The 26,399-nt window shown below is 70.6% G+C and carries 23 protein-coding genes; 19 read left to right on the top strand and 4 right to left on the bottom strand.

Translation table 11 applies throughout. The annotated features are described in order from the left end of the window. Positions 1-6 precede the first annotated feature (6 nt). Positions 7-780, bottom strand: a complete 774-nt coding sequence (locus ELQ40_RS14195; protein ID WP_127794271.1) for a hypothetical protein — start codon at positions 778-780, stop codon at positions 7-9. Next, entirely contained in the window at positions 777-1,406 is a 630-nt protein-coding gene (locus ELQ40_RS14190; RefSeq protein ID WP_127794270.1) for a hypothetical protein, read from the bottom strand. Before ELQ40_RS14190 ends, ELQ40_RS14195 begins: the two co-directional genes overlap by 4 nt. A 107-nt stretch (positions 1,407-1,513) precedes the next feature. On the opposite strand from ELQ40_RS14190, the gene ELQ40_RS18800 reads away from it, so the two are divergent. The 12 genes from ELQ40_RS18800 to ELQ40_RS14130 all read left to right on the top strand — a co-directional run bounded on the left by ELQ40_RS18800 (position 1,514) and on the right by ELQ40_RS14130 (position 17,494). Continuing rightward, positions 1,514-2,593, top strand: coding sequence for a hypothetical protein (locus tag ELQ40_RS18800; protein WP_164863607.1), 1,080 nt, complete (start codon positions 1,514-1,516; stop codon positions 2,591-2,593). Between the two features lie 28 nt (positions 2,594-2,621). Next, positions 2,622-6,962, top strand: a complete 4,341-nt coding sequence (locus ELQ40_RS14180; protein WP_127794269.1) for an FtsK/SpoIIIE domain-containing protein — start codon at positions 2,622-2,624, stop codon at positions 6,960-6,962. 119 nt (positions 6,963-7,081) lie between these two features. After that, complete coding sequence (locus ELQ40_RS14175; protein ID WP_127794268.1) at positions 7,082-7,639, top strand: FHA domain-containing protein; 558 nt, start codon at positions 7,082-7,084, stop codon at positions 7,637-7,639. A 41-nt stretch (positions 7,640-7,680) separates the two neighbouring features. Continuing rightward, the gene (locus ELQ40_RS14170; protein ID WP_127794267.1) at positions 7,681-8,325 is read left to right on the top strand and encodes a hypothetical protein; all 645 of its coding nucleotides are present in this window, start codon (positions 7,681-7,683) and stop codon (positions 8,323-8,325) included. A 157-nt stretch (positions 8,326-8,482) separates the two neighbouring features. Next, a complete protein-coding gene (locus ELQ40_RS14165) occupies positions 8,483-8,803 on the top strand; it encodes a hypothetical protein (protein ID WP_127794266.1) in 321 nt (106 codons plus the stop codon). 56 nt (positions 8,804-8,859) lie between these two features. Beyond that, on the top strand, positions 8,860-9,192 hold the full coding sequence (locus tag ELQ40_RS14160) for a hypothetical protein (protein ID WP_127794265.1): 333 nt from the start codon (positions 8,860-8,862) through the stop codon (positions 9,190-9,192). Positions 9,193-9,364: 172 nt separating this feature from the next. Further along, entirely contained in the window at positions 9,365-9,658 is a 294-nt protein-coding gene (locus ELQ40_RS14155) for a WXG100 family type VII secretion target (RefSeq protein WP_127794264.1), read from the top strand. 78 nt (positions 9,659-9,736) lie between these two features. Continuing rightward, positions 9,737-10,396, top strand: a complete 660-nt coding sequence (locus ELQ40_RS14150) for a WXG100 family type VII secretion target (RefSeq protein WP_127794263.1) — start codon at positions 9,737-9,739, stop codon at positions 10,394-10,396. Beyond that, on the top strand, positions 10,389-10,703 hold the full coding sequence (locus ELQ40_RS14145) for a hypothetical protein (RefSeq protein ID WP_127794262.1): 315 nt from the start codon (positions 10,389-10,391) through the stop codon (positions 10,701-10,703). The genes ELQ40_RS14150 and ELQ40_RS14145 overlap by 8 nt, the downstream gene beginning before the upstream one ends. Before the next feature lie 13 nt (positions 10,704-10,716). After that, complete coding sequence (locus ELQ40_RS19335) at positions 10,717-15,681, top strand: glycohydrolase toxin TNT-related protein (RefSeq protein WP_127794261.1); 4,965 nt, start codon at positions 10,717-10,719, stop codon at positions 15,679-15,681. After that, complete coding sequence (locus ELQ40_RS14135) at positions 15,674-16,906, top strand: hypothetical protein (RefSeq protein ID WP_127794260.1); 1,233 nt, start codon at positions 15,674-15,676, stop codon at positions 16,904-16,906. The genes ELQ40_RS19335 and ELQ40_RS14135 overlap by 8 nt, the downstream gene beginning before the upstream one ends. A gap of 33 nt (positions 16,907-16,939) precedes the next feature. Beyond that, a complete protein-coding gene (locus ELQ40_RS14130) occupies positions 16,940-17,494 on the top strand; it encodes an Imm61 family immunity protein (protein ID WP_127794259.1) in 555 nt (184 codons plus the stop codon). Between the two features lie 44 nt (positions 17,495-17,538). Here the strand turns inward: ELQ40_RS14130 and ELQ40_RS14125 are convergent, their stop codons facing one another. Continuing rightward, positions 17,539-18,177 carry a TNT domain-containing protein gene (locus ELQ40_RS14125; RefSeq protein ID WP_127794258.1) on the bottom strand — a complete coding sequence of 213 codons (639 nt, stop codon included), beginning with the start codon at positions 18,175-18,177 and terminating at the stop codon, positions 17,539-17,541. Positions 18,178-18,253: 76 nt separating this feature from the next. Next, the gene (locus ELQ40_RS14120; protein WP_127794257.1) at positions 18,254-18,997 is read right to left on the bottom strand and encodes a hypothetical protein; all 744 of its coding nucleotides are present in this window, start codon (positions 18,995-18,997) and stop codon (positions 18,254-18,256) included. Between the two features lie 75 nt (positions 18,998-19,072). On the opposite strand from ELQ40_RS14120, the gene ELQ40_RS14115 reads away from it, so the two are divergent. The 7 genes from ELQ40_RS14115 (at position 19,073) to ELQ40_RS14085 (ending at position 26,385) form a co-directional block, all read left to right on the top strand. Continuing rightward, complete coding sequence (locus ELQ40_RS14115) at positions 19,073-19,552, top strand: DUF6121 family protein (protein WP_127794256.1); 480 nt, start codon at positions 19,073-19,075, stop codon at positions 19,550-19,552. A 73-nt stretch (positions 19,553-19,625) separates the two neighbouring features. Further along, positions 19,626-20,273, top strand: coding sequence for a spermidine/putrescine ABC transporter substrate-binding protein (locus ELQ40_RS14110; RefSeq protein WP_127794255.1), 648 nt, complete (start codon positions 19,626-19,628; stop codon positions 20,271-20,273). Positions 20,274-20,576: 303 nt separating this feature from the next. Continuing rightward, the gene (rpsL, locus tag ELQ40_RS14105) at positions 20,577-20,951 is read left to right on the top strand and encodes a 30S ribosomal protein S12 (RefSeq protein WP_022889720.1); all 375 of its coding nucleotides are present in this window, start codon (positions 20,577-20,579) and stop codon (positions 20,949-20,951) included. After that, positions 20,951-21,421, top strand: a complete 471-nt coding sequence (rpsG, locus tag ELQ40_RS14100) for a 30S ribosomal protein S7 (RefSeq protein WP_121477586.1) — start codon at positions 20,951-20,953, stop codon at positions 21,419-21,421. The genes rpsL and rpsG overlap by 1 nt, the downstream gene beginning before the upstream one ends. A 90-nt stretch (positions 21,422-21,511) precedes the next feature. After that, positions 21,512-23,626 (top strand): elongation factor G, encoded by a 2,115-nt coding sequence (gene fusA, locus ELQ40_RS14095; protein ID WP_127794254.1) that lies wholly within the window; start codon positions 21,512-21,514, stop codon positions 23,624-23,626. A gap of 111 nt (positions 23,627-23,737) precedes the next feature. Continuing rightward, positions 23,738-24,928 carry an elongation factor Tu gene (gene tuf / locus ELQ40_RS14090; RefSeq protein WP_127794253.1) on the top strand — a complete coding sequence of 397 codons (1,191 nt, stop codon included), beginning with the start codon at positions 23,738-23,740 and terminating at the stop codon, positions 24,926-24,928. Between the two features lie 251 nt (positions 24,929-25,179). After that, positions 25,180-26,385, top strand: coding sequence for an acyltransferase (locus tag ELQ40_RS14085; protein WP_164863606.1), 1,206 nt, complete (start codon positions 25,180-25,182; stop codon positions 26,383-26,385). Positions 26,386-26,399 lie beyond the last annotated feature (14 nt).

The following is a 26,399-nucleotide window of genomic DNA, read 5'->3' as shown; positions in this document are numbered from 1 at the left end:
CAGCGGTTAGGCGCAGTCCCGGACGACGTCGGTCGGCGCGGCGACGTCGAACGGCTGTCCCCACGATTCAAAGGTGAAGGTTCCGTCGCCGCTGGCATCGCCGGCGGTGAACGTCGCGGGAAGCGGTGGACCCGAGCGCTGGACGCGAAGGATGCCGGCCGGCGCCTCGCCGGCGCCGACGACGATCTCGAGGGTCGCGTCGTCACCTCGGGGCTCGCCGACCGCGATCGAGTCGCTGGCACCCAGGAGGGAGCCGACGAGGTCGGCAGGCCTGAGGAGCGGGGCCCACTCGTCGACCAGGTCGTCGTCGCCGGTCGTGCACACGTACCCCGCGGCCAGTTCGGGCAGGCCGGCCCGGGCGGCGTACGCGTCGTTGCCGCGAAGGTAGGTGAGTCCGTCGACCGCGATGATCTCCGCACGGAGCTCGTCGGTGAAGAGGGTCGCCGTGTAGCCCGACGGGGTGCCCGCGAAGTCGACTCCGAGGCTCCGCCCGGTCACGGGCTCGACGTCGGGTGCCGGCTCGGTCAGCTCGGTGAACCGCCCCGAGTAGCGGACCGCGCCCGCCGCGCGGACCGCTGCGACGACCTCGTCGGCGGCCTCGGCGCCCGTCAGGAGCCAGAGCCCGTTGCCGTAGTCGGCGAGGTCGTCGGGCAGGTGCTCGAGATCCACGGCCGTCGGCGTGGGAGGAGGTTCCGGCGTGTCGCCGGTACATCCCGTCAACACGGAGAGCGCCACCGTGCCGATCGCCACCGCGACCGCGACTGCGGAGGGGCGGGTCATGACTGCGCGTCGGCGACGCAGACGCTCTGCGCCCGCTGCCCGTCGAGCGTGGCGGCGTCCACGGCGACCTCGCCGTCGACGCTGCTCGGCCGCACCACGAAGCAGGTGTCGTCGTCGTAGAGGCCGGCAGCCGACATGACCCACGCGTCGGTTCCTCGGACCAGCTGGGTGAGGTCGACCGCCTCGCCGTCGCCGTGGACCGCGTACAGGCTGTACGCGGCGTCGGGTCCGTCCCAGTCGAGGTGGGCGTTGCCGCCCTCGACCCCGATCGACAGGCCGCTCACCCGCACGGAGTCGTCGGTCACGATCGAGATGACGTACCAGGTCGCCGCACCGGCGAGGGCGAGCACGGTGAGGATCGTGGAGACGAGGAACGCCGGATGCCGCCACCAGCGTCGCTCGCGTTCGGGAGCGGCCGCCAGCTCGGGCAGCACCGAACCGGCGGTCCCGAGCGGTCGTGCCGTCGCCGAACCGCCGAGCGCGGGCTGACCGGGCCCGACGCCGAGCGAGGTGCTGCGCGCGGCGGCCTGGGGTGCGGCGGACACGGCGAGGTCCGGGGCCGGCGCGGCGGCGCGCTGTGCCGCGACGGCCGACGGCGAACCGCTGCGGCGTGGAGCGTCGGACATCTCTTCCCTTCGTCGCTCAGGACGGCGGCGCGGGCGGAGCCGGCCGAACGGCTACCATGGTAGCCCGAACGCCGGATCGACCTGCGGCGCGACGATGAGGGAGTGCCGTGCTCGGAGCGAGGTGGCGGGGCATCGGCGCGGCCGCCGTCGTCCTCGTGGCCGTGATCGCCGCGGTGCTTCCCTCGGCGGCGTCCGACGCCGGTGCCGCCGAACCGGTCGGACCCACGGCCGTGGAGGTCCCGTACGGCGAGCAGACGACGATCGAACCCGTCGAGGGATGGCAGATCACCGACTGCGGTGCGGTGACCGTCGCGAGTCCGCTCGTCGTGGAGTGCACGCCGGAGCGCATCGTGTTGCGCGCCGCGTCGTACGATCCGGACGCCGAGCCCGCGCTACTCCCCGTCCCGATGTCGAACGGTCGCACGTCCGAGGTCTTCCCGTACACCGTGACCCTCGGCCCGCCCGAGCCCCCGAGCGTGCACGGCGGGCGGATCCCCACGCCGGTGGCCGCGGGCTCGACGGTGCTCATCCCGTTCAGCGACCTCGGCGTCGAATGCGCGGTCTGCTCCGAGGGCGGCGCCGTCGACGTCGTCGACCTCGCCCCCGCCTCGGCCGGCACGGTCGGCGCGTCGGCGACGCACCTCGTCCTCCGCCCCCGCAGCGGATACGCCGGCACGATGGAGGTGCTCGTGCGCTGGTCCGACGACTTCGGCGGTCGCTCGCCCGAGTCGAAGCTCGAGTTCACCGTCTACCGGCCGCTCGGCGCGCTGACCGCGACGAGCGTCTACGTCGCAGGCGGTGCCGATCCGATCGACCTGTCGCTGCTCGACCTGGTCTTCGCCGACGACGGCGTCGACGACGTCTCCCTGATCTCGTGCGGGCCGGCGGTGCACGGCTCCGTGGTGTGCGCACCCGACGGAACCGCGCGATACTCGCCCGCCGGGGCATCCGTCGACCAGTTCGCGTACCGCGTCGCGTCGGCGGACGGCGAACAGGCGACCGGCTCCGTGACGATCGTCGGCGCGGACGCCGGACTGCCCACCTCCGGACTGGTGCCGGCGGGCACGACCGGCCGTGAGGCGGTCGCATCCGCGGTCGTGCCGCGGGTTCCCGTGGACGATCAGGGCGGACGCGTGGGGGTGTTCGTGCCGTTGATCGGTACGCTCGATCGATTGGCCGGGGGATGACCCGGACCGACGCACGGAGGTGTGGAGCATGACCGTCCGCCTGACGCTCGGAGAGCCCGTCACGCAGGGGGCCGCCCAGTCGTGGCTGCTGAAGACCGACGAGGCGACCACCGTCGGCGAGGTCGCCGAGTCGCTCGGCGTGGATCCGCGCGTGCTCGACCCGCATGCCGACGCGTCCACGCCGCTCGGCGAGTCCACGGTGCTCTCCGGGGCCCTGGTTCCCGCCGACGGCACCGCGACGGAACTCCAGCCGGGAACGCTCAGGCTCGAGGTCGTCGGCGGGCCGTTCGCCGGCGAGACCGTGCCGCTGGCCCGCGGCGTCGACTTCACGATCGGCAGCGCGCAGGGCGAGAGCATCGTGATCGCCGACCCCGCGGTCGCCGCCAGGCACGTGATCCTCCGCCCGGCCGCCGCCGCGCCCGCGGCAGACGGCCGGCCGGCGCCGCTGACCGCCTCGATCGCGGTGGCCCCCGGCGCCGTCGTGCGGGTCAACGGCGAGGACGTCGACGGTCAGGCGACCCTCGTTCCCGCCGACCTGTTCCAGATCGGGAACAGCATGTTCCGGATCGGCATCGCTCCGGGGTCCGACGCGGACCTCACCCGCGACGCGCTCGGATCACGGGGATTCAACCGGCCGTCGCGCATCCAGCCGTCGCGGTCGCAGCCCGTCGTCTCGCTGCCGGGCGACAAGCCCGAGGACCCGGACGCGTCGCCCATGCCCTGGCTCTCGGCGATCATCCCGGTCGTGCTCGGCGTCACCATGGCCGTCGTCTTCCAGCGCCCGATCATGCTGCTCATGGCCGCCGCGAGCCCGATCATGGTGGTCGGCTCCTTCCTCACCAATCGCAAGCTCGCGAAGAAGAAGGGCGTCAAGACCGAGAAGCAGTGGATCGAGGACGTCAAGGCCGCCGAGCGGCGCATTCGCGAACTCGCGAAGCTCCAGCGGCTCGACGGCTGGTACCGGATGCCCGATCCGGTCGTGATCGCCGACATCGCGCTGCGTCCGCTGTCCCGGCTGTGGGAACGCCGCAAGGGCGATCCGGACGCCCTCGCGCTGCGGGTCGGCGTCACCGAGGTCGACCTCGACGTCAGGTTCGAGGGCGGCGGCAAGGACCGGAGCACGCAGGGCGCCGTCGGCGTCTCCCCGCAGCCGGTCGCCGCGGACCTCGGGAAGGGCGTCGTCGGCATCGCGGGTCCCGCCGACGCCGTCCGCAGCCTCGCCCGCGCGATGACGGTGTCGTTCGCGACGCTGCGCTCGCCGCGCGACGCCGAGCTCTACGTGATCTGCGACGCCGAGGCCGACGAGGAGTGGGGCTGGACCCAGTGGCTGCCGCACGTGCAGCTCGACAGCTCGATCCCCGCGATGCTCGGCAACACCGACGACACGCGCCGCGAGCGCATCCGCGAGCTGTCGGTCACCCTCGAGAACCGCATGCGCGCTGCCGGGCAGCGCGGCGCGGTGACGCCCTCCGACATCCTCGTCGTCGTGGACGGCGCGCGGGCCTACCGCATGCTGCCCGGCATGGTGCCGCTGCTCGAGCACGGCGCGGCGCACGGCATCCACGTGCTCGCGCTCGACTCGGAGCGCGCCCGGCTGCCCGAGGAGGCGACGAGCGTGGTCGTGCTCGACCCCGCCGACCCGGCCCTGGGGCGGCTCGAGACCGACAAGGACTACTACCCGACCGTGCTGCTGGACGGCGTCTCGTTGCCGGTCGCGCAGCGCATCGCCCGCAGCCTCTGCTCGGTCCAGCACGTGAGCGGCGTCGGCGACGACGCGATGCTCCCGACGAGCGTGCGCATGGTCGACCTGCTCAAGATCGACCTGGACGACCCGTCGCCGATCATGCAGCGCTGGGCCAAGCAGCCGCGCAACACGTTCGTGGTCGTCGGCGCGGGCGTCGACGGCGAGTTCGCCGTCGACATCTCGCGCGACGGCCCGCACGCCCTCGTCGCGGGCACGACCGGATCGGGCAAGTCGGAGTTCCTGCAGGCGCTCGTCGTCAGCCTCGCCATGGCCAACCGCCCGGATGCGCTGAACTTCGTCCTCGTCGACTACAAGGGAGGATCGGCGTTCGCCGACTGCGAGCGGCTGCCCCACACCGTCGGCATGGTGACCAACCTCGACGCCCGTGAGACCGAGCGCGCACTGGCGTCGCTCGACGCCGAGCTCAAGCGTCGCGAGGTGGTGCTGCGCGACATGGCCGCGAAGGACGTCGACGCGGCCTGGGCCAAGGACGCCGAGACGGCCGCCCGACGCGGACTCGCCCGGCTCATGATCGTCATCGACGAGTTCGCGGAGCTCCGGACCGAACTGCCCGACTTCATCGACGGCCTGGTCCGGATCGCCCGGGTCGGCCGCTCCCTCGGGGTCAATCTCGTGCTGGCGACCCAGCGGCCCTCGGGCGTCGTCACGGCGGAGATGCAGTCGAACATCAACCTGCGCGTGGCGTTGCGCGTGACCGACCGCGGCGACTCCGCCGACGTGCTCGGCTCGGGAGAAGCGGCGCTCATCAGCCCGTCGACGCCGGGACGAGGATTCGTGCGGCTCGGGCCGAGTGCGCCGCCCGTCGGATTCCAGACCGCGCGGGTGGCGGGCATCCGCCCCGGCATCCAGCGTGCGGTGAAGCTGCTGCCGCCGGCCGCGAAGATCGACTGGGAGACGGTCGGCTTCCCCGTGCGGTACCCGCCCGCGGGCGGCGGGTTCGAGGAGAACCGCGACCACGACGACACCGACCTCCGGGCGCTCGTCGACGTGGTCACCGAGGCCACGAACCGGCTCGGCATCGCGAAGAACCCGTCGCCGTGGCTGCTGCCGCTGCCCGCGGTGCTCCCGCTCGAGAAGCTCGCCGAGTGGCCGCTGGAGCCGGCCGAACTGTACCTCGGCCTCGAGGACGTCCCCGCCGAGCAGTCGCAGCGTCCGCTCACGTGGAACGTCGCGACCGGCTCGCACATCCTGTTCATGGGCGGCTCGCTGTCGGGCCGGACGACCGCGCTGCGCACGCTGCTCGCGCAGGCGGTGCAGCGGTTCACGCCGGGCGACCTGCACCTCTACATCAGCGACTTCGGCAACGGCGCACTCCTGCCGTTCGCCGACGCGCCCCAGTGCGGTGCCGTGGTCACCCAGCTCGACGGCGACCGCCTCCCGCGCCTGATGCAGCGGATGCTCGAGGAGCTCGCGTTCCGGCAGGGCGTGCTCTCGAACGCCGGGGTCGGCCACATCAACGAGCAGCGCGCCCAGGCCGACCCGACCACCGCCCTGCCCTACGCCGTCTTCGCCGTCGACGGGTGGGAACGACTGCTCTCGACGATGAACCCCGACCAGCTCGTGGCGTTCCGCGAGCAGTTCATGCGGGTGCTCCGCGAGGGCCCAGCGGTCGGCGTGCGCGTCATCATGACCGGCGACCGGGCGATCTCGGGCGACAAGGTGTCGTCGTTCATCGACGAGCAGTACGTGCTGCCGATGCGCGACATGAACGACTACCGAGCCGCAGGGATCATGTCGAAGGACGTGCCGCTCGACCTTCCGCCCGGCCGTGCCCTGTGGGGCGCGACCGGGTCGGAGGCCCAGCTGGCGGTGCTCGTGCGCGACACGAGCGGCGAGGCCCAGACGACGGCCCTGCGGCGGATCATCGAGCACATCCGCGACCACTTCGACCAGTTCCCGCAGCTCGCGGACCTGCCGCAGCCCTTCCGCGTCGATCCGCTCCCCGGCTACATGGCCCTCACCGCGGCGTACGACCTCCCCCTGGGCGAGGGCGGACCGGAAGACGGCCCGGTGGTCGCCGTCGGCGGCGACCGGCTGTCGAAGTTCACGCTGGACTGGCCGGCCGACGGCGGCTTCATCGTGTCGGGGGATCGTCGCTCGGGCCGATCCTCCGCCCTGGCGTCGATCGTGCACCAGCTGACCTGGCGGCGCGAACCCGTGGTGGTGGTGGCGTTGCGGAGCTCCGTGCTGACGGACCTCGCGGAACGCGCCGGCATCCCGGTGATCTCGACCGGTGACGTCCTCCCGCCGCAGCTCGACGAGGTGCTCGCTCCGTTCGAGGGTCGCGTGACCGTCGTCGTCGACGATGTCGAACAGCTCAAGAACGCCCCAATCGAACACGCGTTGACGGGCATCAAGCACCGCGCCGTCTTCATCGTCTCGGCCGACACCGAATCGCTGTCGACGCTGTTCGGCGGTCCGTTCATCGAAGCGAAGAAGGCGCGGCGCGCATTCGTGCTACGGCCGTCGGCGGCGATGGTCGGCACCCAGGCGGTCGGCGCGCCGATCCCGAAGTTCATGCTCGGCAAGGGCACGGCCGGCGGCGGCGTGTTCACGACCCCGTCCGGATGGATGCCCGCGCGCATCCCCGACATCCGGCAGTGAGGTCTCCGATGTTCCGTAGACTCGACGGGGCCGCGCTCGCGGCCGACGAATCCGAGGGGTGAAGCACCGTGGTCTCTGCGCGTTGTGCCTACTGCGACGCCACACTGCTGCCGAACAGCATGTTCTGCGCCGAGTGCGGCCAGTTGGTGCCGCAGTCGGCACCGAGCCGGCCCCCGGCGCCGTTCGCGACGCCCGCCCCTGCGCCGGAACGCCGGGCCGCAACGCCTGCCGCCGCCCCGCGTCCGATCGACCCCGTCCCGCTGCCCTCCCTGCTGCCGTGGCAGCAGGCGAAGGAGCAGGCGGCGCCCGCAGCGGCACCCGCCCAGCAGGTCGCACCGCGACTCGATCGCATCGAGCTGCAGTTCTCGACCGGTCAGCGCGTGATCGTGGGAGGCGCCGCGGTCATCGGCCGCAAGCCCGCCCAGACGGCCGCGGCGACCGGTGCGCAGGCGATCGAGGTGGTCGACGACACCCGGTCGGTGTCGCGGGTGCACCTCTACCTCGAACTCGCCGACGGGCGGGTGACCGTCGCCGACGCGGGTTCGAGCAACGGCTCCTCGGTCGAGCGCGACGGGGTGCAGCAGCCGCTGCCCAGCGCCGGGGCGCGCGTCGAGGTGCGGCCCGGCGACCGCGTCTGGGTCGGCGACCTCGGGTTCCAGATCCGGGCGGCGTCGTGAGCACCGGAGATCTGGGCGCTCCGCAGACTCCGCCGAACGCGGTGGCGTTCCGGGTGCCTGCCGAACGGCTCGCCGTCGCTCGACGCGCGCAGGCGACGATCCTGGCGCTCGGTGCAGTGCTCGGTGTGCTGTTCCTGCCATTCGGTGTGTGGATAATCACCGCCGGCGAGGGCGCGGGATACCTCTTCCTCGCACTGGGAGCGGTCGCGCTGATCGCGCCGGCTGTGACGACGTCTCGATGGCGACGCAACCTTCGACAGGCGGTCGGTGTCGACGCCGTCGTGTTCGCCGTCGATCGTGATCGTCTGATGGTGGGCGCATACGGGGAGGTCCCCTGGTCCTCGATCGCTGCAGTGACGTTCCGTGACGAACGGACGTCCGTGCGTACATCCGGGACGGCGGCAAGCGTCGGCACGATGTACGGCAAGAAGATCCGGGATCGTGGCGGCGCGAGCGAGATGGATGTGCTCGTGACCTTGGTCCCCGCTGCAGCTTCACATACGGCGACCCTGGCCGGCGACGCGAGAGCGATGCTCAGGGATGTCGACGGATCGGAGGTGCTGTCGTTGCCGTTCGGTGCGGTACTGCCGGTCGAGCCGTTCCACGACGCGTACCGTGCGGTCGAGGCGGTCGCGATGAGCCGGGGTGTACCGCTCACATACGACGACAAGAAGGAGCGGCTCTGAACGCGGTGCGGTGCTGAGCGTTCGGCTCTTCCGACTCGATGGGCACCGCTGCCCATCGCGATATGGTGATGCCCGGGCTACCGTACTGGGGCGGGCGTGACCACCCCGGTTCCGCGCGCGGCCTCCCGACGGGCGACTCGACGAAAGGAATCTCACGGTGACTGACGCCGCACAGTGGCAACCCGAGGTCGTCGACGCTGAACGGCTGTCTACTGACGAGCGGTCGCTCGCCGAGATCGGCACCGGATTGTTCGAACGGCTTGCGCGCGATGCCGGGCAGGCCGACGCGGGCCCGCTCAACCTCGTCCGGCTGCCCGACGGCCTGGGTGTGGCCGTCGTCCGCGCGGTCCGCGGCGGTGGCACGATCTTCGTCGCCCCCGACGGCTCGGTGCTCTACCTCGCCTCCGCGATCGACATCACGACCGGCCTGGACGTCTTCCGGGACGGCGAGCGCACCCCGCTCTCGCGATTCGACTGACCCCGTCGCCACCACCTGCCGACCCGACCGCGACGAACGACCAGAGGGACCTGACGATGACCGAACCCGCACTCGCGACCCGTTGCGCAGAGCTGCGCGAGCCGATCCGCGAGTTGGTGCAGTCGGCCTTCCGCGCGCAGGCGCGATCCGAGTACTACCCCGAGATGACCGAGCGGATCGGCGTCGTGCAGTCGATCCTCGCGGCCGGCACCGAAGGCATCTCGGATGCGGGATACCTCGCCTGGCATCGTGGCGCGGAGCCGATGCTCGACCAGGCGAAGGGCCTCATCGCCGAAGACAAGGGCCCCGAGGCGTGGGTGCTGCTGAAGAACCCCGAAGTCGGTCTCTATCCGGTGAGCCTCGCCTGCGCCGACTGTGAAGGTTGGTGACCTGCCGCCCGCGGCGGCCCGGAGGACTCGACTGAGCCGACGTGCCTACGGACGGGGAGTACTCCCCATCGGCAATCTCCACGCGAGCGGGTAACGTGATCGGAGCGTCGGGAGTTCGGAGTCACTGCTCCGTTCCGGCGAACCACGAGGCATCCATCAACGGAGGAAAATCATGGCCGAGATCCGCGTCACGTCCGACTCGCTGGCCGGTGTCGCCGGCCAGCTCTCGAGCGGCTCGCAGTCGATCGAGTCCCAGCTGGCCAACCTGAAGTCGCTCGTCGAGGGCCTCATCTCGGGTGACTGGTCGGGCACCGCATCGCAGAGCTTCAACGAGCTCTACTCGCAGTGGGACCAGGCCGGTCTGCAGCTCAAGGAGTCGCTGCAGGGCATCAGCGACCTGCTCAACCAGGCTGCGCTCTCCTACGAGGACAGCGAGAACGCGATCGCCAGCACGTTCAACGGCTGAGCGTGAGCCCGATGCCGGCGCACCCGCGGTGCGCCGGCATCCCTCGCCCATTGCAACCACCCGAACACGAGGGCTGACATGGTGTACTTCAAGGTCCGCGCCGACTCGCTGAGCGACGTCGCCGGACGCATCGGAACGGTGATCGCGACGTTCGACGCGAATCTCGCCGGGGTCTCATCGACGGTGACGTCGATGGCGCAGACCACCTGGCGCGGGCTCGACGCCGACAAGTTCGCCGAGGAGTGGGCGAACTTCGAGACGCAGGCTGCGCTCGTGCGTCAGGCGCTCTCGACCCTGCAGATGAAGCTCATCGCCGCTGATGGCTCGTACACCCGCACCGAGACGGGCGTCCGCACCTCGTTCAACGGTGCGGCGCCGACCGTCGCGGCGGTGCGACGTTCGTCCGACCCGCTGGGCAAGCGCGTCGCCTCCGGCGAGGAGAAGGCCGAGGACATGGCCGAGTTCTTCGGCCGCGACTACGCGGGCGACGACGAGGTCGAGCAGTTCGGCGGCGGCATGCTGGGCCCGCGCAAGTCGAGCGGTCAGGCCACCGGCGGCGGTTCGGGAGACACCGACGGCGACGGTGACGACGACGGCATCGGCGAGGGTGTCTTCCGCCTCGACGCCGTCGGCGAGTCGCTCGGGCTCCCCGAGGCCTTCGAGTTCGAGCCGCACGACGGCTCGGCGTCCGGCGGCATCGCGACCGCCTCGTTCGCGGAAGGAGGCCGTGATGCCTGAGCAGCAGGCCGACGTCGCCGAACTGGCCCAACTCGTCGCCGCGATGGGCGAACTCAAGAACTACTGCGATGCGCTGCGCCAGGGTGCGACGGTCTTCGCGTACATGCTGCCGAACGAATGGCAGGGTCCGGCGATGAGCGCCTTCATCGGCAATTTCGAGGCTTGGGCGGTCTCGGCGGGGGCGATGTACGACTCGGCGACGCAGCTCGAGGCGCACGCCAAGGCGGTCGACACGGCGTACGACACGGCCATCACGAATCTCGACACCATGTGGAACTCGATCAAGTCGAGCATCCCCGACAGCTGAGGCAGACCCCACGATGACCACGGTGCAACTGAACCCCGCGCGTCTTGCGACCGATGCGAGCTCGCTCGGCAACCTCGCGACCCGCCTGCGGGCCGCTGCCGACAGCGCCGAGAGCGCACTGAGCGGCACGACCTACATGGCCGGCGACGACGAGGCCGCCGAGGTGTTCGCCCACGGGCAGGGCACCGGCGGGCAGGGCTACGACGACTACTCGGTGCTCGTGCTCAAGAACGTTCGCTCGGCGGCTGGATTCGTCGAGATGCTCGAGGCCGCGGTGAACAACACCGGTCGCGCATACGACGGCGTCCAACTCTCGGGTGCCGGCCGTGATCCGGGGTCGAGCGCGATCGCGGAGCTGAAGCCGAGCGCGTCGACGCCGACCGGGTCGGTGCCCACCTCGTACGGCGAGGGCCCCCAGGAGGGGCTCGGCGAGTTCGCCGATTTCGTGATGGACAAGCTCCGCGAGTACGGCGTCACCCTGCCGTGCGCCGATTCGGGCAAGCTCGCGTCGGCCGCTTCCGCGTGGACCGGACTCGAGAACGGACTGGTGCCGATCGCGAGTTCCCTCCGCAGCGATCTCGGCTCGGTGTCCGGATTCCGCCTTCCGCAGCAGCACAGCATCCAGGAGTCCCGCGACAAGCTCGCGACCTGGATCGACGAGGTCGCCGAGTCTGCGGGCGGCATGCGCGACTACGTCGGCGAGATGCAGAAGAACGTCGAGCAGGCGTGGCACGAGATCCGCTGGTTCCTCGCGCAGATGGCGATCGAGATCGCCGCCGAGATCGCGGTCGGGGCCTTGCTCGGTGCGATTTCGTTCGGCGCCGGCGCGGTCGCGATGGCCGCGAAGATCCTCGTGACCGTCGGCAAGTGGGTCCTGAAGATCATCGACAAGTGCAAGGATCTCGCGCGCATCATGCGTGCGATCGGGTCGTCGGCCGCTCGCGTAGGTAACCGGCTCAAGGTGTTGCTCGGCAAGGCGGTGAATGACGCGGTCGCGGCGGGTGTCGCGAGCACCGCCTCCTCGTCACTCGTGAACGTGATCCGGCTCAACTCCGGCCACGAGCTGGACGCGAACTACCAGGCGCAGAATGTCTGGACCTCGGCAGCGACGTCGGCCCTCGGCGGTGGTGCCGGCCGTTTCGCGGGTGGCGCGGTCGACGCGGTGCGTCGCGGCCCGAACTTCGGGAACTTCGACAACCCGACGAGCCTCCACGGGGACATCATCGGTGGCGGCGTCGACGGACTCGTCAGCACCGCCGCAGGATCCGCCCTGTTCGGCGAGAACGACAGCATGGAGGGCGCCATCGTCCTCGGCGCGCTCATGGGCGGGGCGATGCACTTCGCGCCCGGCGGCGGAGGCGGGAACACCCCGAACGCGCCGTCCGGCGCCGGTGGCGCCCCCGGCAATCCCAACATGCCGACGCCGGGCGCCGGGAGCCCGGCTGCGCCCACGACCCCGGGCGGCGGAGGCGGCGTGAACGTGTCCGGCGACGGCACGCCGACCCCTGGAGGCGGCGGCGGCGGATCGAGCAACGCCGGCGGTGGCGGCGGTGTCGACGTGAACGCGGATGCCCCGACCCCGGGCGGCGGAACCGGCGACAGCGGCAACGCCGGTGGTGGCGGTGTCGACGCGCCGAGCATCGACGCGCCGAGCGTCGACGGTCCGGCAGCGGATGCGCCGAACGTGGATGCGCCGGCGGTGGACGCTCCGAGCGTTGACGCTCCTGCGGTGGACGCTCCTAACGTGGACGCCCCGAACGTGGACGCCCCGAACGTGGACGCCCCGGCGGTGGACGCTCCGAACGTGGACGCCCCGGCGGTGGACGCTCCGAACGTGGATGCGCCTGCGGTGGATGCGCCGAACGTGGATGCGCCTGCGGTGGATGCGCCGAACGTGGATGCGCCTGCGGTGGATGCGCCGAACGTGGACGCCCCGGCTGTGGACGCTCCGAACGTGGATGCGCCTGCGGTGGATGCGCCGAACGTGGATGCGCCTGCGGTGGATGCGCCGAACGTGGATGCGCCGAACGTGGACGCTCCGAACGTGGATGCGCCGGCTGTGGACGCTCCGAACGTGGATGCTCCCGCGGTGGATGCCCCGACCGCGGATGCTCCCAGCGCGGACGCTCCGGCGGTGGACGCTCCCGCCGTCGACGGCCCCGCCACTGACGCAACGGCCGGCGACGGCTCGACGCCGGTCGCAGGAGTCGCGACGGCCGCTGCGAATTCGGCGAACGCGGTCGGCGCGGCCGATCCGGTCGACCTGGATGCTCCTGCCTCGTCCGACGGCTCGGCGGCCGACGCGAACGACGCCGACCCGGCGCAGACGGAGTCGACCGACGCCGAGGCATCCGACGCCGAGGCATCCGACGCCGAGGCATCCGACGCCGACGCGGCCGATGCGGCCGAAGCCGCCGTCGCGACCGCAGCATCGGGCGGAGCCGCGGCGGTGGCAGCCGGCGCGCTGGCGCTGAAGCGCCCGACACTCGGTGTGCCGTCGACCCAGGCGCCGACCGCGAAGCCGGGTGCCTCGACGAACGCACCGTCGGACATCCATGGCGTCGGAACTCCGACCGGCGGTGACGGCTCGGCTCCGGGTGATGGTTCGACCCCCGGCGACGGTCCGACCGGGGACGGCTCCTCGACGACCCCCGATTCCGGGGCATCCGACGCGAATGCGTCCGAGACCGCACCGTCGAACCCTCCGACGAAGCTGACGCTGAAGGAGATCCTCGACGCGCTCAAGCAGATCAACCCGAACTTCGACCCGACGAACCCGAAGAGCGAGTTCAACAACAACTGCGGCAACACGTCGTCGATCCTGAACGACGTGCTGAACGGCAAGCCGGTCAGCGAGGCCGGCATCGGAACGCTCGAGATCCCCGAGATGGAGGCCCGCACCGGGCTCCCGCAGACGGAGATGACGCCGCAGCAGATCATCGACTCGCTGGTCGCCCAGGGGCCGGGTTCGCACTGCGTGGTCGGCATCGACCGTTCGGTCGGGTCGGGGCACTGGTTCAACGCGTACTTCGACGGCACGACCGTATGGACGCTCGATGCGCAGGACGGCACGATGTCGCTGTTCCCGCCGAACGAGCCGAACGCGACGACCTGGGACGCCTCGATCCACCCCGATCACGTCGCCCCGGATCCGGCGACTCCGGATGCCGCTGCGCCGGCCGCGACCGCGCCCGCCACGAATGCGCCGGCGACGCCGGCGACCGAGGCTTCGCCGACGAGCAGCACACCGGGAACCGAGGCCGACGGGTCCGCCCCGAAGAACGGTGCGCCCACGTCAGACGCCCGTGGCGACGTTCCGGGGGCTCGCCCCGGCACGCCGTGGACCCCCGAGATGGGCGACCCCGTGCTGTCCGACGCGACGTCGGGCCCCGGTTGGCAGCGAGTGCCCGACCGGATCTCGCACAACCCGATCGACCCGAACTACGGCGACGTCCGCGCCCCCGGCGAGAGCGGCGCGCTGGCCGACCCGTTCGCACACCCGGGCACCGTGCCCGACGCGATCGCCGACCTGATCACCGACCCGGAGGCGCCGTACGGTCGCGACACCGACGGCACGCCGTTCACCCGCGCCGAGTGGGAGGCGCGCTACACGGATGCCTCGGGCTGGGCCGTCTACCCGGGCAACGACGGCGGCACGCTGGGCTCGTTCGTCGAGTACCACGACGTCGACGCGTTCATCCGCGACTACGGTGACGAGCTCGACCGCATGGGCGGACCGTGGGGTTCGTTCCTGTCGTTCCCCGACACCCCGTTCGAGATGCGCGCGCTGCCGCCGAGCAACCTCAGCGACCCGTACTCGGTCTACCGGCTCACCGGTCACCTCCCGGCGAACATGCGGATCGAGGTCTCCGAGATCGCGCCGGCGTTCGGTCGCGACGGCGGCGGCATGCAGGTGCGCATCCTCGACGGCCGCGGCGAGCCGATGACGGTCGACGAACTCATCGATCGCGGAGTCGTCGCGCGGACCGAGGTCGACGGCGCTGCCGGCACCTACACGACCGCCTCACCCGCCGACGGGTCGACTCGAACGGGAGCTCGGTCCGATGCTGCCGATGGTGCAGTGGAGCCGGCTCGTCGGGGCTCGCCAGCGCCGACGGGGGAGGCTCGGTCGCCCGAATCCGACCCCGACGAGGCATCAGCAGAAGACAGCCCTGAGGCGCTGCGCCTCCTGGCCGACCTCGCGCTCGAGGCGGACAGCTCGACCGATGCGGATACGACCACCGACGGTTCCGCGGACGGCGCAGTCCCGGCCACGGCGGCCACGGATCCCGCCGATCTGGCCGACGCCGACGGGAACCCGATCTCCGATGAGACGCGGAAGCGGATCAGGGCCTACCGCAGGCTCATCGCGAAGGTGGACGAGCACGGCGATCCGGTCTACGAGCCGCACGTCATCCGGTTCTTCGAGGGAGAGATCTTCAACCTCCAGCAGCATCACCGGTACGACGTGAACGAGCTGCACGTGACGAAGCCGGACTCGGATGTTCCGGACGGCGGTCACGCCGCGCCCAAGCAGAAGTCGTACAGCCGCGTCGACTCGGTCGATCTCGCTCCGGCGGAGATCGTGTCCCGCAAGGAGACGCAGTTGGCCGAGGTCACGGAGGCGACAGGCAAGAAGATCCTCGCCGACCACGTGAAGTTCTACGGCCCGGGCCAGCGAGCGGTCGTCGTCGCGGACACCCCGACGAACCGCCGCGATCTCACCGCCGCGGGCGTGAACCCGGACTCCGTGATCGGACGTCCGCTGCAGGGCAAGCTGGTCTTGGAAGTCCCCGTACAGAACCGACCGCCTCGGGTGGCTGTCCTCCAGCGTGCGGCCGTGCTCGGGGTCACGGTGCGTGATATCCGAGGTACGGTATGGAGGGCGTCGGCCGACGGCGCGAAGGTGGTCGCGATCCACGCAGACGGCACGCGCACCACACACGTGATCGAAGCTGGAGGCGCTGTCGGTGGGTGAGTTCCGATATTGCGGTCGGTTCAGCGAGACGGTGCAGCAACCGCCGAGCGATCCCGAGTGGACGTGGATCGAGGAGGCGGAGGCACTGCGGCGCTTCCAGACGATCGGTGCCGAGCTCACGGTGGTGGCCCCCGCCGACCCGTCGGGGTTCGTGCCGTTCGCCATCGTGGTGACGTGCGGACCGGTTCCGTCGTACACGGTGCGGCGGTTCCTGGCCCCCGCGTTCTGCGATCTCGAACTCTGGTGGGGCGGAACGGCCGACGGGTTGTTCTTGGACACGGTCGTCGTCGACGTGTACCCGGATGCGCCTGATGAATTCGACCAGCCGTCGATCACGACGACGTTGGTGATCGACCCGTCCGGTTCCGGCGCCCTCAGGCGGTTCGTGCGTTCCCAGGGGCGGACCGGCCTGCCGGAGCAGCAGTTGTCGAGCCTTCCCGGTCTGGACCGCGAGCGCCTGTTCCGATCCCAACCGGCCTGGGGAGAGTGGCAGGGACTGCTCGATCTGACGGTGTTCGCGGATGGCGCCACCTCAGCGGCGGAGATCGACGAGGTCCTTGCGCGAATGCCCGACGCATCCGGGGCGGTCGCCGGTCACGAGTCGGGATCGCGCGAGTCGGCCACGGATTCGGCGTCGGCCGCCGAAGACGCGCGGACGTCGGAGGATGCATCGCCGCTCATCGCGGACCTCGACGCATGGCCTGCGGCGGGTTCCGGCGGATTCCGGTTCTGCGGTGCGTTCGATCCGGTGCGTCAGGATGTCGCGGCGGGCTCCTCGTGGCTGACCGAGGCCGAGGCGCGGGTTGCGATGGCGGACCCCGATGCGGAGCTGACGTTGGTCGGCCCGCTCGACGACGGGGTGCCGCGTGTTCTCGTGGTCGTCTCCCGCGGGACGGAGCGGGTGTTCGAAGTGATCCGACAGTCCGCACGAGGACTCGCGGATCTGATCATGTGGTGGCGGGCATCCGGCGAGGTCGTCGTGCTCGACGCAGTCGCGATCCAGGACTTCGAGGAGTCGGCGCGCGCCGGCGATGCCCCGGTGTTCGTTGCGCGGACCGACATCGACGCCGATGGAGCGCGCCGGCTGACGTTGACCTCTGCAGGATCGGCGACGGAGGACATCGCCGAGATGGATCCGATCGATGCAGCGGATCGGGTGCGCCCGATGCCCGAATGGGGCGAGTGGGCCGAACTGTTGGATGCTCCCGCAGCCCGGGCACGCTGAGGGGGCAGGCACCGCGATCGATACCATCGACGCGTGACCACGAATGAGCCCGGATCGATCGGCAGCGCAGACGACCGGGATGCGGCGCTGCTCGCCTTCGCAGCATCCGGTCGGATCGCCCCGTTCCCCGTCGCAGGTGCGCTCCTCTGCCTGGGCGACATGGAGGTGCGGTTCGAGATCGTCGCGCGTGACGGCGAGTACGACCTTCTCCGACAGGAGCGGAGCGGCCCGAAGCGGCTCGTACTGAGCAGCTCCGAACTCGCAACGGTGCGCAAGGCCCTCGTCGTTCGCATCGCGGTGAATGTGCGAGCACGGCGCGGTCAGCGGCGGGTGGCGGGTCCGGCGGGTTCAGCGTCGCTCGCTGACGGATTCGAGCTCGCGGAGCATCCGGCCGGCGACGATCTGCCCGCTCGGGTGGAGTTGCGGTGGACGGCGAGCGATGGTGGAGCGGCATCCGCGACGTTCCCCGCCCAGCCCGACGGCCACGGCGCGGCGATTCGGCTCTCGCGGTACGTGCTCGCGACCGAGTCGGAGTTGATCGAATCGCTCTCGGACCCGTCGGGACGCCCGCTGTTCACGGTTGCGTGAATCTGTAGCTCGAATCGGTTGCAGCCGTACAGGTGGGTACGAGGTCAGACCGAGACGGGCTGCAACTCCACTCGGCGGAGCCGGTCGGCGAGGACGAGATCGCGGATCCCCGTGAAGTCGTCGGCGAGGGTGAACCGCAGACCGCCGCCCGGGTGGCCGAACCACGGCCGCACCACCTCGGCGCGAACCAGTACGTCGCCCGCCGTGATGAAGCGATGGAGCGCGGCTCCGTCGGTCAGGGCCGTCGGCGGGAGCGCGCGCTGCTCGACGGAGGTGCCGGCCGGGAAGAGCTGGACCCCGTCGAACGCCCCGATGCGGTCGAGCGCCAGGCCGGGGGGCAGTTCGATCAGCAGCGATCCGCCCCCGGCGAGCCGGCGGTGGAGGTCGTCGTAGTGCCCTGAGGCCGCGGCGGATACGGCGGCGTACGCCGCTTCGTTCGGTCGCTCGGGCGCGGGCAGCGGCCGATCGACGTACTCGAGCACGCCCGCGGACGCCTGGGTCAGGTCGTCCCACCGGCGGAGCACCGTCGCGGAGCCGTAGTCGATCGTGACCAGCTCGAAGGCACCGCCGGCAGCGCGCAAGGCCAACGCGCCCTGGAGCGGCTCGAGGTCGTCGCCGGGCAACAGCACGTCACGCGGGCCGAAGCCGAGCTCCGACAGCGCACTCCTGAGGTCGTCGAACATGCGCTCAACGATAGCCCGTCGGCGTGCGCATCCGTCGGGCCGCCGATGGGGAGCGGTACCCATGCGGGCCGGACGCTCAGCCCCCGACGGGCCAACCCGGATCGAGCAGCGGGCCCTTCCATTTCACGAACGCGAACGCGCTCTCGTGCAGGGAGTTCGGGATGCCACGGGACGTCGCCTGCACCGACAGCGACCGCACGACCGCCTGGACGTCGTCGGCCGACATCACCGGGTCGAGCAGGAGCGGCAGCAGCCCACGCCTGCGGCCGTCGGGCCAGCGCCCGTACAGACCGACGCGCTTCGCGAGCCGCCGATCCGCGAACGCCGCGCGGTAGGCCTCGCCGTCGAGCACGCCGAGTTCGCAGAGGATGGCACCGCTTCCCGCCTTCATCACCGCCGAGCCGAACCAGCCGAGCACCGGCACGGTCCGCAACCGACCGGTGCGCCGGCGATCGTCGAGCACGCCGACCAGCACGAGATCGCTCCACGGGATCTCCGGGGCGTCCGCGAGCGCCACGCCGCGGTCGGTGATCGCGAGCGCGACGGGTCCGTCGCCGGCGATGAGGCGGAGCATCCGGCCGCGCTTGACGCTCGTGACGGCGAGTCCGAGGCCCATCACGCCGAGGAGGGCGACGAGGCCGACCGTGAACCACGAGCCGAATCCGACGCCGACCAGCGCGACGACGCCGAGTGCCGCGAGCAGCGCGACGAGGCATCCGGCGACGATGAGCGCCCGGTTCCAGCGGCGGCCCGAGTCCACACGGTCGCGGTCGACGAGCGCCTGATACCCGGCCGGCGCGGGGGATGGGGCGTCCGTCATGCCTCGACTGTAACGACTCGGCGGGGCGGGTCGGGGCCGGCGCAGCGCCGGGGGAGACGGGCGTAGTCTCGACGCATGGACGAGACGCGCCGCAACGCGTGGGTCGTCGCCGGGTTCGCCGCCGCGCTCGATCTCGCGGTGGTGGTGTGCGCGTTCGGGTTCGTGAGCCTCCTCGCCGACGTCGACGTGGTCGCCGAGCCCGAGGTCGGCGTGCTCCTGGCACCGGTCGCGGTCGGGGCATCCGTGCTCGCCGTGCTCCTGACGTTGGGCGTCCGGCTCGCGCACCCCGAGCGGATGGCGCTCACCGTGGTGCTCGCTGCCGCGCTCAGTTGGCTGACGCTCGTCGTCGTCGCGACGATCGGTCACCTGCTCACGACGACGGGAGCGGTGCTCGCGAGCGTCCTCTTCGGGCTGGGGTTCGGGGTCGGCTGGTTCGGGCTCCTGGTGCCGGCGGCCGCGGCGATCGTGGCGGTCACGGCAGTGCTGGTCGCGCGCGGCCGGTCGGGCGGCATGGCCCGCCCGCGCTGGCCGTGGGAGCGCGACGACGACGGGTGACGACGCGGCTCCGCCGTGCCGATCGACCCCGGATGCCCCGGATGAGGCATCCTCCGCAGTATCGTGTCTCCTCGTGGAGGGCTCGATCGAGGCGCGCGTGAGCCACGAGGTCGACCGCTGGCTGCAGTGGCTGCCGCGGTGGCGGCCCGGCACGCACCGAGGGCGCGTGCGCCTCTGCCAGAAGTGCTTCGGATCGCCCATCCTCGCCGCGGCCGGCCTCGACGTCGACGTGCCCCACCCGGTGCAGCACGCGTTCTCGATGCGCATGAAGGGCATCATCGACACGGCCGTCGACGACTACACGGCCCGCAACCTGCCGATGCTGCACCGCGAGATCCGGCTCGCGGAGGAGCGCAAGGCCCGTCGCGGGTACCGGGCGGGGGAGGGGCTCGACCCCGAGTTCCGCGGCCTCGACCTCGACCCGGAGCCCGTGCCCGACCAGCCGTTCCTCTTCACCCTCTCGGGGCTCGAGGCCGATGCGGCCGCAGCGGCGGCCGAACCCGCGCCGCGTCCCTTCACCCCCGAGGAGAAGGAGGCGCTGCGCGAGGAGGTGCGGCTCGCCGACGAGTTCGCGAAGCAGTTGGGCCGCCGCATCTGCATCGAACTCGCGCAGCACCGCCGCCGCATCGGCAACGCGGTCGAACGCCTCGTCGAGCCCCAGGTCGCCGACCTGCTCGCCGATCTCGATCGGGAGCTCGACGCGCCCGGTTGGCCGGGGTGAGCGGCGGCGGCGGTCGATGACCCCCGCGCAAGGCACGCCGACGGCGAACACGGGTGCGCGACGGCCATCGCCATTTGACCGCGACGTTACGCGGCATTACCATTGATCGGGTGTGCGCGTCGACGCGCGCCCGCTTCGCGCCCGGTTCGCCGAGCCGAAGCTGGAACGCTCGCACGCACCATAGGGCTCTCAGCCCCCACGGCATACCCACCATCCAACAGGGTCCGCGGTTCCGCGGATCCGGTGGGTCGTGATGTGAAACCCATCAACGCTGTCACCGTGCAGCACCAACAAGGAGAAGCAGTGCCAACCATTCAGCAGTTGGTCCGCAAGGGTCGCTCGCCCAAGGTCACCAAGACCAAGGCGCCCGCCCTGAAGGCCAACCCCCAGCAGCGCGGCGTGTGCACGCGTGTGTACACCACCACCCCGAAGAAGCCGAACTCCGCGCTCCGCAAGGTCGCCCGTGTGAAGCTCTCCAACGGCACCGAGGTCACCGCCTACATCCCCGGTGAGGGCCACAACCTGCAGGAGCACTCGATGGTGCTCGTCCGCGGCGGTCGTGTGAAGGACCTCCCCGGTGTGCGCTACAAGATCATCCGCGGTGCGCTCGACACGCAGGCCGTGAAGAACCGCAAGCAGGCTCGTAGCCGCTACGGCGCGAAGATGGAGAAGAAGTAATGCCTCGCAAGGGTCCCGCTCCGAAGCGCCCCGTCGTCGCCGACCCGGTCTACGGTTCGCCGGTCGTCAGCCAGCTCGTCAACAAGATCCTCATCGACGGCAAGAAGGACCTCGCCCAGCGCATCGTGTACGAGGCGCTCGAGAACGTGGCGAACAAGTCCGGCCAGGACGCCGTCGCGGTCCTGAAGAAGGCCCTCGACAACGTGCGCCCGACCCTCGAGGTCCGGTCGCGCCGCGTCGGCGGCTCGACCTACCAGGTCCCCGTCGAGGTCAAGCCGCACCGTGCGAACACCCTGGCGCTGCGCTGGCTCACCAGCTACGCCAAGGCCCGCCGCGAGAAGACCATGACCGAGCGTCTCACCAACGAGATCCTCGACGCCTCGAACGGCCTGGGTGCCGCGGTCAAGCGCCGCGAAGACACCCACAAGATGGCCGAGTCGAACCGCGCATTCGCCCACTACCGCTGGTAGTCGGCCGGCGGATGCCTCGGGCGCGATCCGCGCGAGGCATCCGCCCCCCAAACCCCATCGTTCGTTCCTGATCCATCCCGGAGGAACCCCGTGGCACAAGACGTGCTCACCGACCTGAGCAAGGTCCGCAACATCGGCATCATGGCCCACATCGATGCCGGCAAGACCACCACCACCGAGCGCATCCTGTTCTACACGGGCGTGAACCACAAGATCGGCGAGACCCACGACGGCGCCTCGACGACCGACTGGATGGAGCAGGAGAAGGAGCGCGGCATCACGATCACGTCTGCCGCCGTGACCTGCTTCTGGAACAAGAACCAGATCAACATCATCGACACCCCCGGCCACGTCGACTTCACGGTCGAGGTCGAGCGGTCGCTGCGCGTCCTCGACGGCGCCGTCGCCGTGTTCGACGGCAAGGAGGGCGTCGAGCCCCAGTCCGAGACCGTGTGGCGCCAGGCCGACAAGTACAACGTCCCGCGCATCTGCTTCGTCAACAAGATGGACAAGCTCGGTGCGGACTTCTACTTCACCGTCGACACGATCGTCTCGCGCCTCGGCGCGAAGCCGCTCGTGCTGCAGCTCCCGATCGGTGCCGAGAACGACTTCGTCGGCGTCATCGACCTCATCGAGATGCGCGCCCTCGTGTGGCCCGGCGACGCCAAGGGCGACGTGACCATGGGCGCCAAGTACGAGGTCCAGGAGATCCCCGCCGACCTGAAGGACAAGGCCGACGAGTACCGCCAGGTCCTCCTCGAGACCGTCGCCGAGACCGACGACGCGCTGCTCGAGAAGTTCTTCGGCGGCGAGGAGCTCACGGTCGACGAGATCAAGGGCGCGATCCGCAAGCTCACCGTCAACTCGGAGATCTACCCCGTGCTGTGCGGTTCGGCGTTCAAGAACCGCGGCGTCCAGCCGATGCTCGACGCCGTCATCGACTTCCTGCCGTCGCCGCTCGACGTGCCGGCCGTCGAGGGCCGCAACCCGCGCAACGAGGAAGAGGTCATCGAGCGTCACCCCGACGCGACCGACCCCTTCGCCGCGCTCGCGTTCAAGGTCGCGGTGCACCCGTTCTTCGGTCGCCTCACCTACGTGCGCGTCTACTCGGGTCGTCTCGACTCGGGTGCCCAGGTCATCAACTCGACCAAGGGCAAGAAGGAGCGCATCGGCAAGATCTTCCAGATGCACGCCAACAAGGAGAACCCGGTCGACTCGGTCACCGCGGGCAACATCTACGCCGTCATCGGCCTCAAGGACACCACCACCGGTGACACCCTGTGCGACCCGGACAACCAGGTCGTGCTCGAGTCGATGACCTTCCCGGACCCCGTGATCGAGGTCGCGATCGAGCCGAAGACGAAGGCCGACCAGGAGAAGCTCGGCACGGCGATCCAGAAGCTCGCCGAAGAGGACCCGACGTTCCGCACCGAGCTGAACGTCGAGACCGGCCAGACCGTCATCAAGGGCATGGGCGAGCTGCACCTCGACATCCTCGTGGACCGCATGAAGCGCGAGTTCAAGGTCGAGGCGAACGTCGGCAAGCCGCAGGTCGCGTACCGCGAGACCATCAAGCGCGCCGTCGAGCGTCACGACTACACCCACAAGAAGCAGACGGGTGGCTCGGGCCAGTTCGCGAAGATCCAGTTCGCGCTGGAGCCGCTCGAGGTCGAGGGCGACAAGACCTACGAGTTCTCGAACGAGGTCACGGGTGGACGCATCCCCCGTGAGTACATCCCCTCGGTCGACGCGGGCTTCCAGGACGCCATGCAGTACGGCGTGCTCGCCGGCTTCCCGATGGTGGGCGTCAAGGCGCGCCTGCTCGACGGTGCCGCGCACGACGTCGACTCCTCGGAGATGGCGTTCAAGATCGCGGGCTCGATGGGCTTCAAGGAGGCCGCCCGCAAGGCAGCCCCCGTCCTGCTCGAACCGCTGATGAGCGTCGAGGTCCGTACTCCCGAGGAGTACATGGGCGACGTCATCGGCGACCTGAACTCGCGCCGCGGCCAGATCCAGTCCATGGAGGACGCCGCCGGTGTGAAGGTCGTGCGTGCGCACGTCCCGCTCTCGGAGATGTTCGGATACATCGGTGACCTTCGGTCGAAGACCTCGGGCCGCGCGGTGTACTCGATGGAGTTCGAGAGCTACGCGGAGGTCCCGAAGGCTGTGGCCGACGAGATCGTCCAGAAGAACAAGGGCGAATAGCCCCTGGGAGCGCAGCCCGACCGGGTCGCGTAACATATCAACACACCCTGCAGACCACCGAGCGCAATCCGGCGCCCGGCGAATCTGCACGAAGTCCTGAGGAGGACCCAAGTGGCTAAGGCCAAGTTCGAGCGGACCAAGCCGCACGTCAACATCGGCACGATCGGTCACGTCGACCACGGCAAGACGACGCTCACCGCCGCGATCTCGAAGGTGCTCGCCGACAAGTACCCGTCGGCCACCAACGTGCAGCGCGACTTCGCGTCGATCGACTCGGCTCCCGAGGAGCGCCAGCGCGGCATCACGATCAACATCTCGCACGTCGAGTACGAGACGCCGAAGCGCCACTACGCGCACGTCGACGCCCCGGGTCACGCCGACTACATCAAGAACATGATCACCGGCGCGGCTCAGATGGACGGCGCGATCCTCGTGGTCGCGGCGACCGACGGCCCGATGGCTCAGACGCGTGAGCACGTGCTGCTCGCCAAGCAGGTCGGCGTGCCCTACCTGCTCGTCGCGCTGAACAAGTCGGACATGGTCGACGACGAGGAGATCCTGGAGCTCGTCGAGCTCGAGGTCTCGGAGCTGCTCGCCAGCCAGGGCTTCGCCGAGGACGCTCCGGTCGTGCGCGTCTCGGGCCTCAAGGCGCTCGAGGGCGACGAGAAGTGGGTCCAGTCGGTCCTCGACCTGATGGACGCCGTCGACGAGAACATCCCCGACCCGGTGCGTGACAAGGACAAGCCGTTCCTCATGCCCATCGAGGACGTCTTCACCATCACCGGTCGTGGCACGGTCGTCACGGGTCGCGCCGAGCGCGGCACGCTGAAGATCAACTCCGAGGTCGAGATCGTCGGCATCCGCCCGACGCAGAAGACCACCGTCACGGGCATCGAGATGTTCCACAAGCAGCTCGACGAGGCCTGGGCCGGCGAGAACTGCGGTCTCCTGCTCCGCGGCACCAAGCGCGAGGACGTCGAGCGCGGCCAGGTCGTCGTGGCCCCCGGCTCGGTCACCCCGCACACGAACTTCGAGGGCACCGCGTACATCCTCTCCAAGGAGGAGGGCGGGCGTCACAACCCGTTCTACGCGAACTACCGTCCGCAGTTCTACTTCCGCACCACCGACGTCACCGGCGTCATCACGCTGCCCGAGGGCACCGAGATGGTCATGCCCGGGGACACCACCGACATGACGGTCGAGCTCATCCAGCCGATCGCCATGGAGGAGGGCCTCGGCTTCGCCATCCGTGAGGGTGGTCGTACGGTCGGCGCCGGTACCGTCACGAAGATCGTCAAGTAAGACGGTGATCGAGTAGCGCCGCGCGAAGCGCGACGCGTACCGAGATTCGCGACTGCGACCTGAACGGGGTCGGGCCTTCGGGCCCGGCCCCGTTTTCGCGTCCCGCGCGCCTGGTCCGATCGCTCCTCGGCCGCCGGCGTTTCCGTCAGGTGTCGCGTTCCGGAGCATCCTTCACCGGTTCGGAGGGGATTCCCACCGAGCATCCCGCACACGGGGTGGGATCGCCGGCGACGATGTGTTGGTATGGATCGATGGGGGAAATCGAACGCACCGTCCGCTCGGGCACCCGTCCCGAGATCCAGGCGCTTCGGGCCCTCGCAGTGGGCGCGGTCGTGCTGCACCACGGGTGGCCCGCGGTCGCGCCGGCCGGATACCTCGGCGTCGACGTCTTCTTCGTCGTGTCGGGCTTCCTGATCACCGGGATGCTGTTCCGCGAGCACCAGCGCGACGGACGCATCTCGCTCGGCCGGTTCTACCTGCGCCGGGCCCGTCGCATCCTTCCGGCCGCCGTCGTCGTGCTCGCCGCGGTCGCGGCGGCGACGTTGGCGTTCGTGCCGAAGCAGGAGTGGTTCCAGTGGTTCCGCGAGATCGTCGCGAGCGCGCTGTACGTGGAGAACTGGCAACTCGCGGCCGACTCCCAGAACCCCGCGCGCGACGACCTCGCCTCGACACCCGTGCAGCACTTCTGGTCGCTCTCGGTCGAGGAGCAGTTCTACCTCGTCTGGCCGCTGCTGCTGATCCTGGCGCTCTGGGTCGCCGCCCGGCGCGGGTACGACGCCCGCCGCGTCGTGCTCCTCGGGCTCGGGGCGGTCACGGTCGGATCGTTCGCGCTGTGCCTCGCCGTCACCGCGCAGGATCACAACCTCGCCTACTTCTCGACGCTCACCCGCACTTGGGAGTTCGGCGTCGGCGGTCTGCTCGCCGTGCTGCTCGCGACCGGGCGGGCGCGAGCCGGCGGAGCGAACCTCCGCGCGGCGGCATCCTGGCTGGGACTCGCGGCGATCCTGGCGCCGATCCTGACCTTCCGGACGCCCGAGGCGTTCCCCGGTGCGGTGGCGCTGCTGCCGGTGCTGGGCACCGCGCTCGTCATCTGGGCGGGGATGCCCGCTCCGCGGTGGTCGCCGAGCGGTATCGCGGGACTCGCCCCGGTCCAATGGGCCGGCGACCTCTCGTACTCGCTCTACCTCTGGCACTGGCCGATCATCATGTTCGCGCCCTACGTGACCGGGGTGGCGAGCCCGCCGTGGATGATGGTGCTCCTGATCGTGCTCTCGTTCGCCGTCGCGGCCGCATCGAAGCGATGGATCGAGGACCCGTTCCGTCGGGCGGGCTCGTCGGCGCGTGCAAGGCCGCTCGCGCTCGTCGGATCGTTCGCGCTCTCGATGGCGCTGATCGTCGGGGCCGGCGTCGTGGCGCCGGACGTCGCCCGGGAGGAGCTGGCCTGCGAGCGGCACTGAGTGTACGGGCGTCG

Source organism: Agromyces sp. LHK192 (genome assembly GCF_004006235.1).
In the GTDB taxonomy this organism is placed as follows: Bacteria; Actinomycetota; Actinomycetes; order Actinomycetales; family Microbacteriaceae; genus Agromyces.
Note: the sequence above shows the minus strand (reverse complement) of the source record. Positions and strands in the feature narration are given on the sequence as shown.

Coding starts and splice junctions, on each gene's coding strand:
- ELQ40_RS14160 (WP_127794265.1), top strand. CDS start 8,860: ATGACCGAACCCGCACTCGCGACCCGTTGCGCAGAGCTGCGCGAGCCG.
- ELQ40_RS14175 (WP_127794268.1), top strand. CDS start 7,082: ATGTTCTGCGCCGAGTGCGGCCAGTTGGTGCCGCAGTCGGCACCGAGC.
- ELQ40_RS14180 (WP_127794269.1), top strand. CDS start 2,622: ATGACCGTCCGCCTGACGCTCGGAGAGCCCGTCACGCAGGGGGCCGCC.
- rpsG (WP_121477586.1), top strand. CDS start 20,951: ATGCCTCGCAAGGGTCCCGCTCCGAAGCGCCCCGTCGTCGCCGACCCG.
- ELQ40_RS14195 (WP_127794271.1), bottom strand. CDS start 780: ATGACCCGCCCCTCCGCAGTCGCGGTCGCGGTGGCGATCGGCACGGTG.
- ELQ40_RS14155 (WP_127794264.1), top strand. CDS start 9,365: ATGGCCGAGATCCGCGTCACGTCCGACTCGCTGGCCGGTGTCGCCGGC.
- ELQ40_RS14150 (WP_127794263.1), top strand. CDS start 9,737: ATGGTGTACTTCAAGGTCCGCGCCGACTCGCTGAGCGACGTCGCCGGA.
- ELQ40_RS14120 (WP_127794257.1), bottom strand. CDS start 18,997: ATGACGGACGCCCCATCCCCCGCGCCGGCCGGGTATCAGGCGCTCGTC.
- ELQ40_RS19335 (WP_127794261.1), top strand. CDS start 10,717: ATGACCACGGTGCAACTGAACCCCGCGCGTCTTGCGACCGATGCGAGC.
- ELQ40_RS14125 (WP_127794258.1), bottom strand. CDS start 18,177: ATGTTCGACGACCTCAGGAGTGCGCTGTCGGAGCTCGGCTTCGGCCCG.
- ELQ40_RS14115 (WP_127794256.1), top strand. CDS start 19,073: ATGGACGAGACGCGCCGCAACGCGTGGGTCGTCGCCGGGTTCGCCGCC.
- ELQ40_RS14085 (WP_164863606.1), top strand. CDS start 25,180: ATGGGGGAAATCGAACGCACCGTCCGCTCGGGCACCCGTCCCGAGATC.
- ELQ40_RS14145 (WP_127794262.1), top strand. CDS start 10,389: ATGCCTGAGCAGCAGGCCGACGTCGCCGAACTGGCCCAACTCGTCGCC.
- ELQ40_RS14190 (WP_127794270.1), bottom strand. CDS start 1,406: ATGTCCGACGCTCCACGCCGCAGCGGTTCGCCGTCGGCCGTCGCGGCA.